This window comes from Terribacillus halophilus (assembly GCF_900162685.1).
GTDB classification, from domain to species: Bacteria; Bacillota; Bacilli; order Bacillales; family Amphibacillaceae; genus Terribacillus; species Terribacillus halophilus_A.
Genome location: NZ_LT727828.1, coordinates 658,236 through 673,933, shown reverse-complemented (window position 1 = coordinate 673,933; position 15,698 = coordinate 658,236). Strand labels below are relative to the sequence as shown.

Below are 15,698 nucleotides of genomic sequence, written 5' to 3'. Positions count from 1 at the left end.
ACTCCTCACATTTAGGATAACAGCAACGTTAGTTTTCGCTATTTTACCATTATTATACTATATACGACTGTTCCAGTCTGCAAGAAATCGTTTGATTCCAGCATCAGTCAGAGGATGCTCTGTCAATTTTCTCAGAATATCGAAAGGAACTGTGGCAATATGCGCTCCTTGCTGTGCAGCTTCGGTGATATGCATCGGATGGCGGATGGAAGCAGCAATGATCTCTGTCTCAATTGCATGCTGATCAAAAATCGCTGCAATCGTACCAATCCGATCCATCCCGCTATGGCCGATGTCTTCAAGCCGCCCAATAAATGGCGAGACATATGTAGCTCCTGCACGCGCCGCAAGTAATGCTTGATTGGCATTAAAAATCAAGGTCACATTTGTTTTAATGTTCAACTCGGAAAGAGACTTGACTGCCTTAAGACCTTCGAGTGTCATCGGAATTTTCACCGTTATATTCGACGCTATTCTAGCGAGCTCTTTTCCTTCTTCTACCATATCATTGGCTTGCTCTGAAATGACTTCTGCACTGACAGATCCAGGAACTATTTCTGTTATTTCACGGAGCCTATCATGAAATGATGCGCCTTCTTTTGCCACCAGCGTGGGGTTGGTTGTTACCCCTTCCAATACGCCAAGTGCGTTAGCAAGCTTAATTTCCTCCAAGTTCGCAGTATCCACAAAGAATTTCATTTTCCCTCTCCTTAAGCGCTCCGATATAGTTTATGCAACTTTTCCTTATATGGCATAGGATTGCACAACTTTCCCGGAATATCAATTAATTCGGGCTTAGACAGAGAAAGCTGAAGCCTAAGATCGGATGCAGAGCTCCACTTCGGAAATACACTCCGCTTTCCTGCGGGCGGCTGGTTAGCCTCCTCGTGCTAAAGCACTGCGGGGTCTAACCGAGGCCTTTATCCCGCGGGAGTCTCCGTGTATTTCCTTCGCTGAATCGCGTTAGGAGAAACATACACTAACGTAAGAGGAATATCGAGACTCCAAAGTGCTAAATCCAACAAGGAGGCATTGAACTCAACAATCTTACAGTTACTTTTGAAATGAAAAAGAAAAATCCGAACTGATGTTATTCTGCAAGAAGAATTTTCATCATAGTTCGGATTTTCTTTGGACTAAAACATGTATGTTCTAGTTAAATGAGCTTACGCTTTACCTGAAGAACCAAATTCACGCATTTTGCCGATTACTGTTTCTTTAATCGCTTCACGAGCTGGTCCTAGGTATTTACGTGGATCATATTCGTTAGGTTTTTCTGCTAGTACTTCGCGAACGCGTGCAGCAGAGGCAATTTGATTCTCTGTGTTTACGTTTATTTTAGAAGTACCAAGGGTAATAGCTTTTTGGATATCTTTTGTTGGGATTCCAGTACCGCCATGCAATACTAATGGAAGATCTGTTGTGTTGAAGATTTCTTCCATACGGTCGAAACCAAGGTTTGGTTCACCTTTGTAAGGGCCGTGAACAGAACCTAGTGCTGGTGCAAAGCAATCAACGCCAGTTTCTTCAACAAGCTGTTTACATTCGGAAGGAATTGCATATGCAGCTTCTGCATCACTTACTACAAGATCGTCTTCCTGTCCGCCGATACGGCCAAGCTCAGCTTCAACGGATACACCATGCAAGTGAGCTAGCTCAACAACTTTCTTCGTAAGTGCGATGTTTTCTTCCAATGGATGATGGGAACCATCGATCATAACAGATGTGAAACCAGCATGAATTGCTTTCGCACATGTATCAAAGCTTGAACCGTGATCAAGGTGAATCGCAACAGGTACAGTAATGCTGTAGTCCTCTAACAAACCTTCTACCATCAAGACAACTGTTTTGAAGCCGCCAATATATTTAGCTGCACCCTCGGATACACCAAGGATGACAGGAGAGTTTTCTTCCTGCGCTGCTTGCAGAATTGCTTGTGTGAACTCAAGGTTGTTGATGTTAAATTGTCCTACCGCGTAGTTATCTTTTTTCGCTACTTCTAGCATTTCTTTCATTGAGACTAAAGGCATAACAAAGTTCCTCCTTCAAAGTTTGCACGACGGTCAGCTACTATGTATATCTAGTCGTGTTAAATCGCTTCCATACTAGAATACCAAGTCACCGGTCATGGTGCAACATTTCTCGACGTTTATACTTGATTTGTACCTTGATTTACTGCTTGATTAACCATATTCCGCACTTTTAGAATATCGAAAGGCTTGGGAAGCACATCGATTAAGAAGTCATACCTTTGGCGAAATGTTTCTATCTCCTCTGCCAATCCGCTCATCATGATTGTCGGAATTACCAGACCTTGTTCCTGCAATCTATCCAATACTGCTGGTCCATCTAATACGGGAAGCTTATAGTCAATAAGCAAAAGATCTGGAACCTGTTTTTTAATCTGATCAAGCGCTTTTGCTCCTGTACAGACAGAAACGGCCTCGTATCCTTCATCCCGAATGACTTCCTCCAGTAAAATTCGTATGCCTGGCTGGTCATCCACTATCAGAACGCGTTTATCCATCAGTAATCCCCCTAGAAAACGAAGCAAGCATTTGCTTGCTTCGACATAATGTTCACTGCTTTGACGCAATGACACTTTTTTCTAGTAAAAAGCTTTAAATTCCTGCTTTTGCCGCGAAATATTGTATCCGCTTCTATCATTTGCCTTCTTTGTTCTGTAAAGAAGCACCAACAAAGCCATGGAATAGAGCATGCGGACGATTTGGACGGCTCTTGAACTCTGGGTGGTACTGAGAAGCGATGAACCAAGGATGATCCTCTAATTCAATCGTTTCGATTAAACGTCCATCTGGGCTTGTACCAGAGAACACAAATCCTTTTTCCTCCATTTGCGCACGATACTGATTATTAAATTCGAAACGATGGCGATGACGCTCGTAAATCACGTCTTCATTTCCATAAGCTTCTTTCGTCTTCGTTCCATCTTGCAGACGGCAAGGATAAACGCCTAGACGCAACGTGCCTCCAAGGTCAGATATATCCTTTTGTTCTGGCAGCAAATCGATAACTGGATGCGGCGTTAGCGGGTCAATCTCGCTGGAATGAGCTCCTTCAAGCTGCAAAACATTCCGAGCAAATTCGATCGTAGCCAGCTGCATACCAAGGCAAATACCAAGGAATGGAATCTTTCTAGTTCGCGCATAATGAATAGCTTCCAGTTTTCCGTGGATACCGCGGTCACCAAAGCCTCCTGGTACTAGAATACCATCTGCATTACCAAGTAGTTCTTCTACATTATCAGCTGTAACTTCTTCTGAATTAATCCACTTCACTTCAATATCCGTATCATATGGATAACCTGCATGCTTGAGCGATTCCACTACAGAAATATAAGCATCCTGGAGCTCCACATACTTCCCAACTAGGGCAATACGAACTGTCTTCTGCAAATTAGTTACTTTCGCAGCCATAGCAGACCATTCTGTCATATCAGCAGCAGAACTTTCCAATTGGAAATGATCACATACGTACTGATCGAGATTTTGACGCTGTAATGCAAGCGGTACGTCATAAAGAGTTTCTTCGTCTTTCGCTTCCACAACTGCATTTATGTTCAAATCACAAGATGCTGCAATTTTTTCTTTCATGTCCTGGCTGATTGGCATTTCAGCACGCAGAACGATGACATCTGGCTGAATACCAAGCGAGCGCAGCTCTTTTACGCTATGCTGTGTTGGTTTCGTTTTAAGTTCGCCTGCCGCTTTGATGAATGGAACGAGTGTACAATGTAAATACATCACGTTTTCACGACCGATATCGGATTTAATTTGACGAATCGCCTCTAAGAATGGCAGAGATTCAATGTCTCCAACAGTTCCGCCGATTTCTGTAATAACGATATCTGCATTTGTCTGTTTGCCGGCACGGAATACTTTATCTTTAATTTCATTCGTAATATGCGGAATAACCTGCACTGTTCCACCCAAATAATCACCGCGACGTTCCTTTTTCAATACAGTAGAATAAATCTTCCCTGTTGTTACGTTGCTGTATTTATTCAAATCGATATCGATGAAACGTTCATAATGACCAAGGTCTAAGTCAGTCTCAGCGCCATCTTCTGTAACGAAAACTTCACCATGCTGATAAGGACTCATTGTCCCTGGATCAACATTAATGTATGGATCAAATTTCTGGATTGTCACTTGAAAACCTCTATTTTTAAGTAAACGGCCCAGAGAAGCCGCTGTGATTCCTTTCCCTAGAGAAGATACAACTCCTCCTGTAACAAAGATGTACTTTGTCATCGTAATCCCTCATTTCTAGCATTTATTTATAGAATACCCATGTCCGTCAAAAAAGTTATATAAAAAATAAAAAGCGCTCCCTTTTGTAAGGGAACGCGTCTTTGGACAATTAAAGAGCCCAAATAAAATATTACTGATTCTTTGCGTCAAAGTCAATAACAATCAGCGATTATTAGCTTAGCGGTTTTCCTCGTCATTGTCTTCGTCTTCGTCACCAGTCAGCTGCATATCTTCGTCGACAACTTCGCGAGTTCCTTCGTCGGTATCGTCACTTTGATAATCACCTTCGTAATCATCCTCTGCGACTTCATCACCGTCAACATCATCTTCTTCGTCACCAAAATCTTCATCGAAGCCTTCTTCATCCAATGTGAAGTCTTCTTCCAAATCATCAAGATCTTCTTCTTCGTCTGCTGCACGTTTCTTTCTTTTCTTCGTTGGTTCGACTGTAACGTCTTCGTCAAACTGATCTACTGAATACCAGCTTTTCAGTCCCCAAAGATTGGATCCTCCAGTCATGAAGCGTCCATCTACGTTTAGATCTGTATAAAACCGCAGCAATTCGTCATCACGTTGATCTGCACTGAATTGCTTAATCTCTGCAATCTTGTTGAATATATCTCTATAATCGGTTGCTTTGTTTTCGTCCTCAAGAATTAAGTTCGTCAATTCCACGAGGGAAAAGTCAGCAAGCTCTTCTTGGCTGTATTCTTTCAAACCCACTGTCACAGCACTCCCTTTGTCAATAAGTTGGTTATGTTCACGTCTTCCGTTTTTGAACCATACCTTACATTATATTGCCAGGCCTATCAAAATGCAATATTTCTTAAAATCAGCGGCTTTTTCTGCTCTGTTTGACATGTTTAGACAGCTGCTTAAATTGCTTGCGCTGCTCCAGCTGTGCTTTTACAGACGACTTCCCATCAAGATACTTCAGTTCGCGCTGCAGTTTAAAATAGCTTTGCAGACGCGCTGCATCTAGCTCTCCGGCTTGTATTGCATGTTGTACTTGGCAGCCTGGCTCATTCTTGTGGGTACAGTCCCGAAAGCGACAACGTTCTCCGAGCTGTTCAATATCCGCAAATGCAGCTGACACGCCATCCTGCTGCTGGTCCCATAACTGCAGTTCGCGCATGCCAGGGGTGTCAATAATCATTCCGCCGCTCGGAAGCTGTACAAGCTCCCGGTGCGTTGTTGTATGCTTACCTTTGCCGTCATCTTCCCGAATATCGCCGGCAAGCTGCACTTCTTTTCCGTACAGCATATTGACGAGTGTCGATTTACCCGCTCCTGAGGAACCGAGAAAAGCTGCCGTCACACCCGGTTGAAGCTGTTCCAGGATAGTATCGATACCTTGCCTATCAACAGCGCTTGTAATATGAATTGCCACACCTGGAGCAATCGCTTCTACTTCCAGCACTTTCTCTGAGATGTCTTCGCATAAGTCTCCCTTGCTTAATATAATAGCAGGCAATGCGCCGCTATCATAAGCAGCGAGTAAATAGCGCTCAAGCCGGCGAACATTGTAATCCTGATTCAGCGCCATGACGAGAAACACATAATCCACATTTGCGGCCACAATCTGCTCCCTCGTCACATTGCCTGCTTCCTTTCTGGAGAACTTGCTCTTCCGCGGCAGTAAACGATGAATCGTCGCCTTCCCTTCATCATGCCGAGCGTCGACTAATACCCAATCACCGACCGCTGGATATTCTCCGTTCTGCCGGAACTTTCCTGACGGTGTTGCCAGCAGTTCGCCGTGATGATCTACTACTCTGTACATGTGCTTATGCTCTAATACAATACGCGCAGGGGTCCAGTCGTTCGCATACTCCTGCCTTGCTGCTTCTAATTGATCATTCCATCCTAATAGATTCCATACTTTGTTCATGTTTTCCTCCTAGTGATAGCTTTTTTGGCCATAATAAAAAGGACTGTTTGCACAGCCCTTCCACTAGAAGCTAGAAAAGTACAGGAATACCCTGTTAATTCAGCCAGACAGAAGGGATGTGCATTGCGACGGACAACTTTAATTCAATCGTACGTGTCAACATAAACATCATCCCTTTCTGCATCCGGCATTGCCGAATTGCGTTGATTTGTTCTTATCATACATGAGATTGGCTATATTTGTAAAGCCTATTATCACCTAAAGAAAGGAGTACGGTATATGTCGATTTTCTTCCTTGTGCTGGCGCTTTTGTTCCTTTTAGCCGTGCTAGTATGGGTGGATTTATTACTTGGCAAAAAGCAGAGCAAAAGAATGGCTGTCAATCGGCTGATTGGCCATAAGCAAGCATTCATTTCCCTATTTGGTGACGGTATCAGCTTTTATAATGCACTACTACGTGATATAAAAGCTGCCAAGCATTCTGTAGACATTCAATTCTTTCTTGTAAAATGGGATGAACCAACACAGCAGCTGACGGAACTATTAAAACAGCGAGCACAGGAAGGGATTGAAATCCGTTTCTTACTGGACAGAATAGGCGGTTATCGGCTGCCGCGCAAAGAGCGCAGACTTCTGCGTCAGGCCGGTGTTATGCTGCGGTTCGCCAATATACCGCGTTTTCCTTATCTGCTGTATAACCTTAACTTCCGCAATCACCGAAAAGTGACAATTATCGACCAACAGACCGTTTATGTCGGGGGATTCAATATCGGGAAAGAGTATTTGAGCAAGGAGCCGCGCTTTGGTTTTTGGCGAGATGCCGTCATCAAACTGGAAGGAGAAGCTGTTTACACCTTCGTCCAAGTATTCGCCTCCGACTGGGGCCAGCGCTTTCCTACGTTTCCAAAAGAAGCTCCTGCACTTGACGGGGCTCAAGTGGAAATTGTCATAACCGAAGCAGATGGTTATGAAGATTGGCTGCTGCATCAAATTCATCAAGCGAAAAGGTATCTTTATATCGGGACACCTTACTGCGTTCCTACGAAGCGTGTAGAAGCAGCCCTCAAGCGGGCTTCCGACCGTGGTGTGGATGTTCGGCTGCTTTTACCTTACAAAGTTGACCACTACATCGTTAACCAAGTATCCTTTCACTTCGCACGGCGGCTCCTCCGTTATGGAATACGTGTCAATTTGTATCAAAACGGTTTTTATCACGCTAAAATCTTGCTTAGTGACGGGGAAAGATGTGCGGTTGGTTCTGCTAATCTAGATGGTCGGAGTCTGTTAATTAATAAGGAACTCACGCTCACAATCCGCCAAAATGACCTCTTTTATGCCCAGATGCTGGCACTTTGGAAGAAAGATGAGCAGGCCAGTATTTCGGCATCAATCGCTGTCTTTCAAAAACGCCGATTACTCGCCAAGCTGACTGGCATCCTTTTCCGGCCACTGCGTCATTATCTGTAAAAAAACGACCCTGGACAAAACTAGATTAATTCACCCTAAAAGCAAACGATTAACTTTTTTAATGCAGTCCTCCGACGGCAGCAGCCTCTCTAACTCTTGCTGTTCCTGTTGGACAAGAAAGCTCTTGAAGTAAGATACCGACAAGAAAATCGCTTCTTATTTTCGAGGAGTCTTCGTATTCTCCCTACACTAGTGAAGGTTTCCCATACACAAATCAGCGTGGGAAAGCGGAGTGTATTTCCGAAGCGGTGCTCTCATCTCCAATGCAAAAAATCCAAACGAAGCTGCTGTTAATAGGGGACTGACCCCATACGCTGAGACAAATAAAAAACACCTTCAAGGTTGAAAACGGACGATTGTTATCCGAAATAATACTTGGAGGTGTTTTTTCTATGGGAACTAGAGTCAGTTATCCAGTGGAGATAAAAATGAAGGCAGTTGAAATGCGCTTGGCAGGCGTACCTGTAAAAGAGATTTTGAACGAACTAAATATTAAGAGTAGATCGCAAGTGAAGACATGGGTCAGATGGTATAAATCTGAAGAGACGCATCGTTTTGAACAGCCAGTTGGCAAGCAGTACACCTACGGGAAAGGGCCAGCCTATTCTTCAGAAGTAGAGGAATTACAAGCTGAGAACCGATTTTTAAGGCAACAAAATGAAGTTTTAAAAAAGTACAAGGAATTGGAAAGGAAGTTGATAGAGAAACGGCAGTCGAACTTGTAGAATCACTGCATAACACAATGACAATACAGGATATTTGTGTACATTTAGGTATCTCGAGAGCATCTTATTATCGCTGGAAGAACAAAGAGAAAGACGATTCGAAAGAACTACTTAAAAAGCAAATTGGCATATTGTGCCGAGAACACAAGTATCGGTACGGTTACAGAAAGATTACTGCCTTACTGAGACAGGAGCAATGCATTAACCACAAAGTCGTGCAGCGAGTAATGCAGGAGAATCAATGGCAGTGCCGGGTTAAAGTGAAGAAACGTAAGAAAACTGGACAGCCATATGCCGTCGCAGAAAATTTATTGGATCGGAACTTTCAGTCTGATCGTCCTCTTGAGAAGCTCGTAACCGACATTACATACCTGCCTTATGGTCAGAAACTAATGTATCTTTCCAGTATAATAGATTTGTGCAATGGCGAAGTAGTGGCGTCCTCTATTGGAGATAAACAAGATACAGCTTTCGTGTTGGAGACACTCGATCAGCTGCCACCATTGCCTGAGAACTGCATATTACACAGTGATCAGGGGTCGGTGTACACATCTTATAAGTACCAAGAAGCTGTAAAAGCAAAAGGCATTACCATGAGTATGTCCCGAAAAGGAACGCCCGCTGATAATGCCTCTATCGAATCGTTTCATTCCATACTAAAGTCTGAAACATTCTATCTTAACAGCATAAATCGAACTTCGACTGCCATCGTAGAACGTACTGTTGAAGAATATATTTATTATTATAACAATATTCGTATCCAAACGAAACTAAACAACCAATCACCGATACAATATCGGCAATCGGCTGTTTGAAGGTTTTTTGATCCCTGTCTCAGAAACGGGGGTCAGTCCCTAGCAGCCTCGTTTGGATTTTTAATTTAGCTCAGGCACTAATGTCCAAGCCTCGTTTTTCGTCTTACATTTTCTCCGGTGCTTCTACACTGATCAGTTTCAATGTATTTTTAATAGTAATTCGAACTGCTTTCATTAACGCGATACGCGCTTTTGTTAAAGCTTCATTTTCCGGGTTCAATACTTTCTCGGCGTTGTAGAAGCTATGAAGTGCGCCGGCAAGGTCAAACGCATATTGTGTCATTCGGTGCGGCATCCGTTTTTCCGCTGCATCTGCGACAACTTGCGGGAATTCACCAAGGCGTTTCAAGAGATCTAGTTCTTTTTCTGCAGTCAGAAGACTAGCATCAAAAGAACCATCTGTTTGGAAGCCTTTCTCCGCAGCTTGCGCAAGCATCGTGCTAATTCGCGCGTAAGCATATTGTACATAATATACCGGGTTTTCATTTGATTGCGATTTAGCCAAATCCATGTCGAAGTCCAAGTGCGTATCACTAGAACGCATAACGAAGAAATAACGCATTGCGTCAATGCCTACTTCGTCCATCAATTCACGCAGCGTTACGGCTTTACCAGTACGCTTACTCATCTTCACTTTTTCGCCGTTCTCGAATAAGTTTACCATCTGAATAATCGTTACTTCCAGCGTATCCGCATTGTTACCTAGTGCTTGAATTGCTGCACGCATACGCGGGATATAGCCGTGGTGATCAGCACCCCAAACGTTAATTAGTTTGGAGAATCCGCGATCAAGTTTTGATTTATGGTACGCAATATCTGGCGTTAAGTATGTGTAGCTGCCATCTTGTTTGATTAGTACACGATCTTTATCATCACCAAAATCGGTCGAGCGGAACCAAACAGCTCCGTCTTTTTCAAAGACATAACCATTTTCGCGAAGCGTCGCTAACGCTGTATCAATTTTTCCATCTTGATATAAAGAAGTCTCTGAATACCATACATCAAATGGCACGCGGAAATCGGCAAGATCTTTTTCAAGCTTTTTCAATTCATATGTCAGGCCGTATTCACGGAAGAACGCAAGACGCTCTTCTTCCGGTTTTTCAGTCAAGCTATCTCCGTGTTCGTTAGCAAGCTCTTGTCCAATGCCAATTATGTCTTTACCGTGGTAGCCATCGTCCGGCATTTCAGCATCTTGTCCTAATGCTTGCAAGTAACGTGCTTGTACACTGCGTGCAAGATTATCGATCTGATTCCCTGCATCGTTAATATAATATTCGCGGCCAACCTCATACCCGGCTGCATCAAGAATATTACTAAGCGCATCTCCTACAGCTGCGCCGCGGGCATGTCCAAGGTGTAGGTCACCTGTCGGGTTTGCAGAAACAAACTCAACTTGTACTTTTTCGCCTTGTCCTGTATTCGTGCGGCCAAAATCGTCGCCTGCATCTAAGATTGTTGATACAAGCTCCCCAAGATAATCATTTCTCATAAAGAAGTTGATAAATCCTGGACCAGCAATTTCAATTTTCTCAACTGGTGCATTTTCATAATTGAAGTGCTTTTGCAGGTCTTCTGCAATGGCGCGTGGTGCTTTTTTTGCTACACGTGCAAGCTGCATCGCAATATTTGTCGCATAATCGCCATGCGCTTTATCCTTAGGCTGCTCCAAAATGATTGCTGGAATGGACTGTTCATCAGCCAGACCTGCTGTATAAACGGCGTCTTGAATTGCCGCTTTTAATTTTTGTTCCGTTTGTTGTACGATGTTCATCCGTTACTCTCCTCCTGCACACGCAACGTCAATGCATGCTTCCGTGTCTGCACTTGATTGAGTGTTACCGTATAGCTTATTGTAAGCTCTGCCGGGCTGTCAGCAGCCAACGGCGAGAACTGCATCGCGTGTGTGCTTGTTTCCATATGCATTGTACCATAAGGATGCCGGTACACGTTCTCTGTCGGCTGATTTCTTACAAAAACTTGTTTCATTTCAAAGCCGCCAGTACGTTTGATACTCACCTTATCTGCAGTGATAGTTATCATCGTGTTTGTATCTTCGACTTCTTCCGATTTCTCTGTAAAACGCACAACTGTCAGTCCGCCATTTGCGGAATACGTACCGGCTGTTTGCAAAGTTGTGTTCTCAGTATCTTCTTCATCTGTTATTGCCGTATCCATCTCGATCCATACTGGAATCTTCGTCTGACTCATGCAGCTTCCCCCTTGCAGCAAGAAAAACGCTCCCTTAGGAAGCGCCTCTCTTTTTTATTTTAATAGATCTTGTACAAATTTCGGCAGTACGAAAGCAGCGTGGTGCAGCTCTGGCGTGTAGTATTTCGTCTCTACGTGCTGAAGACGTGATGCATCCACTTCTTTTGGATGGTGTACCTTACTTCCCATTGTAAATGTCCACAAACCGCTTGGATAAGTTGGAATATTCGCCGTATAAAGCTCTGTAACAGGGAAAATTTCTTTTACATCTTTGTTTACTTGTGCAATCAAATCCGCCTTGAACCACGGATTATCTGTCTGCGCTACAAACAAGCCGTCTTCCTTGAGCGCTTTCGCAATACCAGCATAGAATCCTTTGCTGAAAAGATTCACTGCAGGTCCTACCGGTTCGGTTGAGTCGACCATAATTACATCATACACATTCTCACTCTCCGCAATGTGCATGAAACCGTCTCCTACACGCACATCCGCTCGCGGGTCATCCATCATGCCAGCGATAGTAGGTAAGAATTTCTTGGAGTATTCGATTACCTTGCCGTCGATATCTACAAGTATTACTTTTTTTACTTTGTCATGCTTTAGCACTTCCCGAATAACACCGCCATCTCCACCACCCACGATAAGTACGTTTTCCGGGTTCGGATGTGTGAACAAAGGTACATGGGCCAGCATCTCGTGGTAAACAAACTCATCACGCTCTGTCGTCATAACCATGCCGTCCAATGTCAGCATATTGCCCCATTCTTCTGTTTCCAGCATGTCCAGCTTTTGAAATTCAGTCTGTTCGCTATGCAAAGAGCGCTTCACTTTAGCTGTAATACCAAAGCTGTCTGTCTGTTTTTCTGTATACCAAAGTTCCATTAGCTACTCAAAACCCCTCTGTGTATATAATCCTATATCATCTCGCAACTAGTGTTGGTCATTTTTATAGCTTTAAACAATCAAATTATAGTGAAAATCCGAAAAAAAGCAACCCTTTGGAAGGTTTATTATCCCGCATGATGCCGATACTGTTCTAGACACCATGAAGGAAGCAGGCGATAGACATGATTCGGATTCCCATACGACGTTGGCATAAATGGCTCCGGCCGAAACGACTGCTCTTAATCGGCTTCGGAAGTATCGCTGCGGCAATCACCGGACTGCTTCTCATCTGCTATTTGATGGGACCGCCGCCAATGACAAGCAAGTGGAGTACGACATTTTATGCAAATGACGACACCATCCTTGGAGAGCACTATGGCAATACACCAAAACGCTGGAAGTCGTTGGAGGAAGTATCTCCTCATTTAATTCATGCTACCATTTTGGCAGAAGACAAGGATTTCTACAACCATCACGGTTTTGCTTGGAAACGTATCTTTGCTGCCGCCTTAAAGGATCTCCAGGCCGGTGCCAAAGTAGAAGGTGCCAGTACCATTACGCAGCAATACGCGAAGAACTTGTATCTTACCAATGATAAAACGTGGACTCGAAAACTTAAAGAAGCGATTTACACAATACGCTTGGAAATGTTTTATTCCAAGGATGAGATTTTGGAAGGTTATTTAAACAGCATCTATTATGGGCATGGCATGTATGGCATCAAAGCTGCCAGTGACTATTATGTAGACAAAGATCCAGCTTCTCTGACAGCTGCAGAAGCTGCGCTGCTTGCCGGCATACCGAAAGGACCTTCCTATTACTCTCCGTTTCAGAACAAAGAGCTTGCTAACGAACGCCAAGCTTATATTTATGGTCTGCTGCAAAAGGAAGGTTATATTACTGAACCTGAAACACTGCCTGCTGTATCTTTATCGACTGAACAAGATCGCGAAACTATTAAACGCGCAGGTTACTTTCAAGATCATATAACAGATGAACTTGCTGACGTTTTAAAGATGAACGAAGACGAGATTTCCGATGCTGGTTACCGCGTCTATACAACGATGGATCCATTGCTTCAGCAGCAGCTTGAACATCAAGTGGCAAATACAATACCATCTACCACGGATCTTCAAACGGGGGCTGTAGCCATGAATCCAAAGACCGGCGCCATCGCTGCTATGGTTGGAGGAACGGATTATAAGGCAAGTACATATAACCGGGCCATTTCTTCCAAGCGTATGCCTGGTTCCGCCTTTAAGCCTTTCGTCTATTACACAGCGTTAAAACACGGATTTACACCTACAACAAAACTGCAAAGCGAGGAAACAACTTTCGATCTGCCAAATGGCGAAGTGTACGCTCCTGGCAATTATCATGGCTACTATGCCAACGAAGAAATCACAATGGAAGAAGCAATTGCGATGTCGGATAATATCTATGCTGTGAAAACCAATATGATGGTTGGCGCAGCGAATGTGGCAGCTGATGCGAAAAAGCTTGGGATAATGAGTGACTTGCAAGCTGTTCCTTCACTCGCGCTCGGGACCTCGCCGGTGACTGTCGAGGAAATGAGCGTCGCCTACAGTCGGATTGCCAATGGTGGTAAACCAGTAGAAAGCTATACAATTGAAAAAGTCGTTGACCAGCAAGGAAAAACGGTTTATACGCATAAACAGCCCAAGCAGAAAAACCGTCTTGATACGAAGAGACTGTTTGTTCTCACCAACTTAATGACTGGCATATTTGACGACACGCTGAGCAGTTATATGCGTGTAACAGGAGCTACCATTAAAGACCAGCTGAGCCGTCCTTATGCAGGGAAATCCGGCACAACAAGCTCTGATAGCTGGATGGTTGGGTTTAGTCCTAACTTAGTGACAGCTGTCTGGACTGGCTATGATGATAACCGCTCTATGGATAAAGTGAAAGAGCTTACCTATAGCAAACAAATTTGGGCTGGTTTTATGGAGGATGCACATAAAGGACAGCCGGTTGAAGCATTTCAGCCGCCAGCCGGCGTACGCGGTGTCTTTATCGATCCCGATTCAGGTCTCTTGTCCACACCTTCTTGCGAGAAGCGACGTTTCACCTATTTTGTGAAAGGAACAGAACCGAAGCAGCATTGTCACGCTGATATAGACAGGGACCCGCTGCATCCGGATGAGGATGCTCCTGCCAGACGGAAGCGCTGGTTTGACTGGTTGTTCTAAGAAAAAAGCCGCTGTCCATAGCAGACAGCGGCTTTTTAGATTATTGAAGTTGGTTTTCCAGGTCTTTCGATGTTCTTTCCCAGAATTCCGGTTTGTATGTCTTGAAGAATTCAAGCAGCAATTCTTTCGACAAATCATCCATATGTTCCAGTACGTACATTCCTTTCATCGATTGCTCCATATGTTTAACATGTTCTGGCATAGACTTATACGCAATTCGATTTGGACGGTCAACGATAATTTCACTGGCAGCTGCACCAAGATAGTAAGGGCCTTCTTTACTATTTTGTACCGTTACCCAAACAATCCAATACCGTTTGCCGTCATGCACTTTTTCTTTGTCGTTCTGGAAGCGCACGCGTCTTTCCACCTGGCTGCGCGCATGCATGGCTGCCATATCTACGTAAGCCGTCTTCTCGTGCGGGTCCACAATAACTGGGCTCATGTTCTCCAGACTAATCGCACCGACGCCGTAACCGCCATGCCCATCTGTTGAGTCATCTTTCATGATCGTGAAAGCATTATTTTTCTTCTTTTCCACATCTACCGCTCCCTCGACTTTTGCTTCTATAGTAGCATGCGACAGATTATTACTTCAATTCAATTGTTTTATCATGGAAGTGAAAGCCCGAAGCAGTGCTCTCTATCCAAGAAAAAATCCAAACGACCTCTTCTTAACGGAGCATCATTTGGATTATTTTATAGCTAAACATTATTGTCCTAGCTTTTTCATCGAAGCGATGAATTCCCATGCTTGGGTCATCTCTTCGTCTGTATAGTTTTGTTTCTTCTTAACTGTCCGTACCTTCTCTTCTACTTCCTCTTGCTGAAGCTCTTCGAAATATAACATCGTCGAAACAAGTTCCAAGAAGCGGGAGCTTTTTTCTTTTAAAAGGTGAACTGCCTCTTGGTAATCAGGAAAGTGGTTATCATAGTGGGTGAGGAACTGCTGCCCCTCTTCTGTCATCGTATAACGGTATTGAATATAACTGCTTTTATCTTCTTTTGTCTCCTGGAGTAATCCAAGATTGCTCAATTCATCTACACGCAAAGATAATTCTTCTGAATACGGTCCGAATAAATGGAATTCATATTTCTCACCGAACGGAACTCCATTCTTCTTCAGTATGTAGATCATCTTTTGCAATTTCTTCCTGCCTACTACTTCTTCCGCGGAAGAAAAGAACTGCAGGAGATTCGCATGATTGGCTAGCATA

General features: G+C 43.8%; 14 protein-coding genes. 3 read left to right on the top strand and 11 right to left on the bottom strand.

The window, feature by feature from the left end; translation table 11 throughout:
• Positions 1 to 57: 57 nt before the first annotated feature.
• The 6 genes from fsa to rsgA form a co-directional block, all read right to left on the bottom strand.
• Positions 58 to 699, bottom strand: coding sequence for a fructose-6-phosphate aldolase (gene fsa / locus B1K52_RS08040; RefSeq protein ID WP_077307084.1), 642 nt, complete (start codon positions 697 to 699; stop codon positions 58 to 60).
• A gap of 467 nt (positions 700 to 1,166) precedes the next feature.
• Positions 1,167 to 2,030, bottom strand: a complete 864-nt coding sequence (locus B1K52_RS08035) for a class II fructose-bisphosphate aldolase (RefSeq protein WP_077307082.1) — start codon at positions 2,028 to 2,030, stop codon at positions 1,167 to 1,169.
• A 119-nt stretch (positions 2,031 to 2,149) separates the two neighbouring features.
• A complete protein-coding gene (locus tag B1K52_RS08030; RefSeq protein WP_077307080.1) occupies positions 2,150 to 2,527 on the bottom strand; it encodes a response regulator in 378 nt (125 codons plus the stop codon).
• 136 nt (positions 2,528 to 2,663) lie between these two features.
• Positions 2,664 to 4,274, bottom strand: coding sequence for a CTP synthase (locus tag B1K52_RS08025; RefSeq protein WP_077307078.1), 1,611 nt, complete (start codon positions 4,272 to 4,274; stop codon positions 2,664 to 2,666).
• A gap of 177 nt (positions 4,275 to 4,451) precedes the next feature.
• Positions 4,452 to 4,997, bottom strand: coding sequence for a DNA-directed RNA polymerase subunit delta (rpoE, locus tag B1K52_RS08020; RefSeq protein ID WP_077307076.1), 546 nt, complete (start codon positions 4,995 to 4,997; stop codon positions 4,452 to 4,454).
• Between the two features lie 109 nt (positions 4,998 to 5,106).
• Complete coding sequence (rsgA, locus tag B1K52_RS08015; RefSeq protein ID WP_077307074.1) at positions 5,107 to 6,165, bottom strand: ribosome small subunit-dependent GTPase A; 1,059 nt, start codon at positions 6,163 to 6,165, stop codon at positions 5,107 to 5,109.
• 279 nt (positions 6,166 to 6,444) lie between these two features.
• Here rsgA and B1K52_RS08010 point away from each other — a divergent pair, with 279 nt between their 5' ends.
• Together B1K52_RS08010 and B1K52_RS08000 are read left to right on the top strand one after the other, a co-directional pair.
• Positions 6,445 to 7,632, top strand: a complete 1,188-nt coding sequence (locus tag B1K52_RS08010) for a phospholipase D-like domain-containing protein (protein ID WP_077307072.1) — start codon at positions 6,445 to 6,447, stop codon at positions 7,630 to 7,632.
• Positions 7,633 to 8,024: 392 nt separating this feature from the next.
• A protein-coding gene (locus B1K52_RS08000; protein WP_143588795.1) for an IS3 family transposase occupies positions 8,025 to 9,172 on the top strand; the annotation gives its coding sequence in 2 pieces (ribosomal slippage) (positions 8,025 to 8,298 and positions 8,298 to 9,172; 1,149 coding nt in all).
• Between the two features lie 103 nt (positions 9,173 to 9,275).
• Here B1K52_RS08000 and argS read toward each other — a convergent pair.
• Genes argS through speE form a run of 3 tightly spaced genes read right to left on the bottom strand, consistent with a single transcriptional unit; the run spans position 9,276 to position 12,265 of the window.
• Complete coding sequence (gene argS, locus B1K52_RS07995) at positions 9,276 to 10,946, bottom strand: arginine--tRNA ligase (RefSeq protein ID WP_077307070.1); 1,671 nt, start codon at positions 10,944 to 10,946, stop codon at positions 9,276 to 9,278.
• The gene (locus tag B1K52_RS07990) at positions 10,943 to 11,383 is read right to left on the bottom strand and encodes a YwiB family protein (protein ID WP_077307068.1); all 441 of its coding nucleotides are present in this window, start codon (positions 11,381 to 11,383) and stop codon (positions 10,943 to 10,945) included. The genes argS and B1K52_RS07990 overlap by 4 nt, the downstream gene beginning before the upstream one ends.
• A 54-nt stretch (positions 11,384 to 11,437) precedes the next feature.
• On the bottom strand, positions 11,438 to 12,265 hold the full coding sequence (speE, locus tag B1K52_RS07985; protein WP_077307066.1) for a polyamine aminopropyltransferase: 828 nt from the start codon (positions 12,263 to 12,265) through the stop codon (positions 11,438 to 11,440).
• A 185-nt stretch (positions 12,266 to 12,450) separates the two neighbouring features.
• On the opposite strand from speE, the gene B1K52_RS07980 reads away from it, so the two are divergent.
• Positions 12,451 to 14,481, top strand: coding sequence for a transglycosylase domain-containing protein (locus B1K52_RS07980; RefSeq protein ID WP_143588853.1), 2,031 nt, complete (start codon positions 12,451 to 12,453; stop codon positions 14,479 to 14,481).
• Between the two features lie 40 nt (positions 14,482 to 14,521).
• Here the strand turns inward: B1K52_RS07980 and B1K52_RS07975 are convergent, their stop codons facing one another.
• Positions 14,522 to 14,989, bottom strand: coding sequence for a YwhD family protein (locus B1K52_RS07975; protein ID WP_373022633.1), 468 nt, complete (start codon positions 14,987 to 14,989; stop codon positions 14,522 to 14,524).
• Between the two features lie 204 nt (positions 14,990 to 15,193).
• Entirely contained in the window at positions 15,194 to 15,697 is a 504-nt protein-coding gene (locus B1K52_RS07970) for a YwgA family protein (protein WP_077307062.1), read from the bottom strand.
• Position 15,698 lies beyond the last annotated feature (1 nt).

Coding starts and splice junctions, on each gene's coding strand:
- rsgA (WP_077307074.1), bottom strand. CDS start 6,165: ATGAACAAAGTATGGAATCTATTAGGATGGAATGATCAATTAGAAGCA.
- B1K52_RS07980 (WP_143588853.1), top strand. CDS start 12,451: ATGATTCGGATTCCCATACGACGTTGGCATAAATGGCTCCGGCCGAAA.
- speE (WP_077307066.1), bottom strand. CDS start 12,265: ATGGAACTTTGGTATACAGAAAAACAGACAGACAGCTTTGGTATTACA.
- B1K52_RS07975 (WP_373022633.1), bottom strand. CDS start 14,989: ATGAAAGATGACTCAACAGATGGGCATGGCGGTTACGGCGTCGGTGCG.
- argS (WP_077307070.1), bottom strand. CDS start 10,946: ATGAACATCGTACAACAAACGGAACAAAAATTAAAAGCGGCAATTCAA.
- B1K52_RS08025 (WP_077307078.1), bottom strand. CDS start 4,274: ATGACAAAGTACATCTTTGTTACAGGAGGAGTTGTATCTTCTCTAGGG.
- fsa (WP_077307084.1), bottom strand. CDS start 699: ATGAAATTCTTTGTGGATACTGCGAACTTGGAGGAAATTAAGCTTGCT.
- B1K52_RS08030 (WP_077307080.1), bottom strand. CDS start 2,527: ATGGATAAACGCGTTCTGATAGTGGATGACCAGCCAGGCATACGAATT.
- B1K52_RS07970 (WP_077307062.1), bottom strand. CDS start 15,697: ATGCTAGCCAATCATGCGAATCTCCTGCAGTTCTTTTCTTCCGCGGAA.
- B1K52_RS08010 (WP_077307072.1), top strand. CDS start 6,445: ATGTCGATTTTCTTCCTTGTGCTGGCGCTTTTGTTCCTTTTAGCCGTG.
- B1K52_RS08035 (WP_077307082.1), bottom strand. CDS start 2,030: ATGCCTTTAGTCTCAATGAAAGAAATGCTAGAAGTAGCGAAAAAAGAT.
- B1K52_RS07990 (WP_077307068.1), bottom strand. CDS start 11,383: ATGAGTCAGACGAAGATTCCAGTATGGATCGAGATGGATACGGCAATA.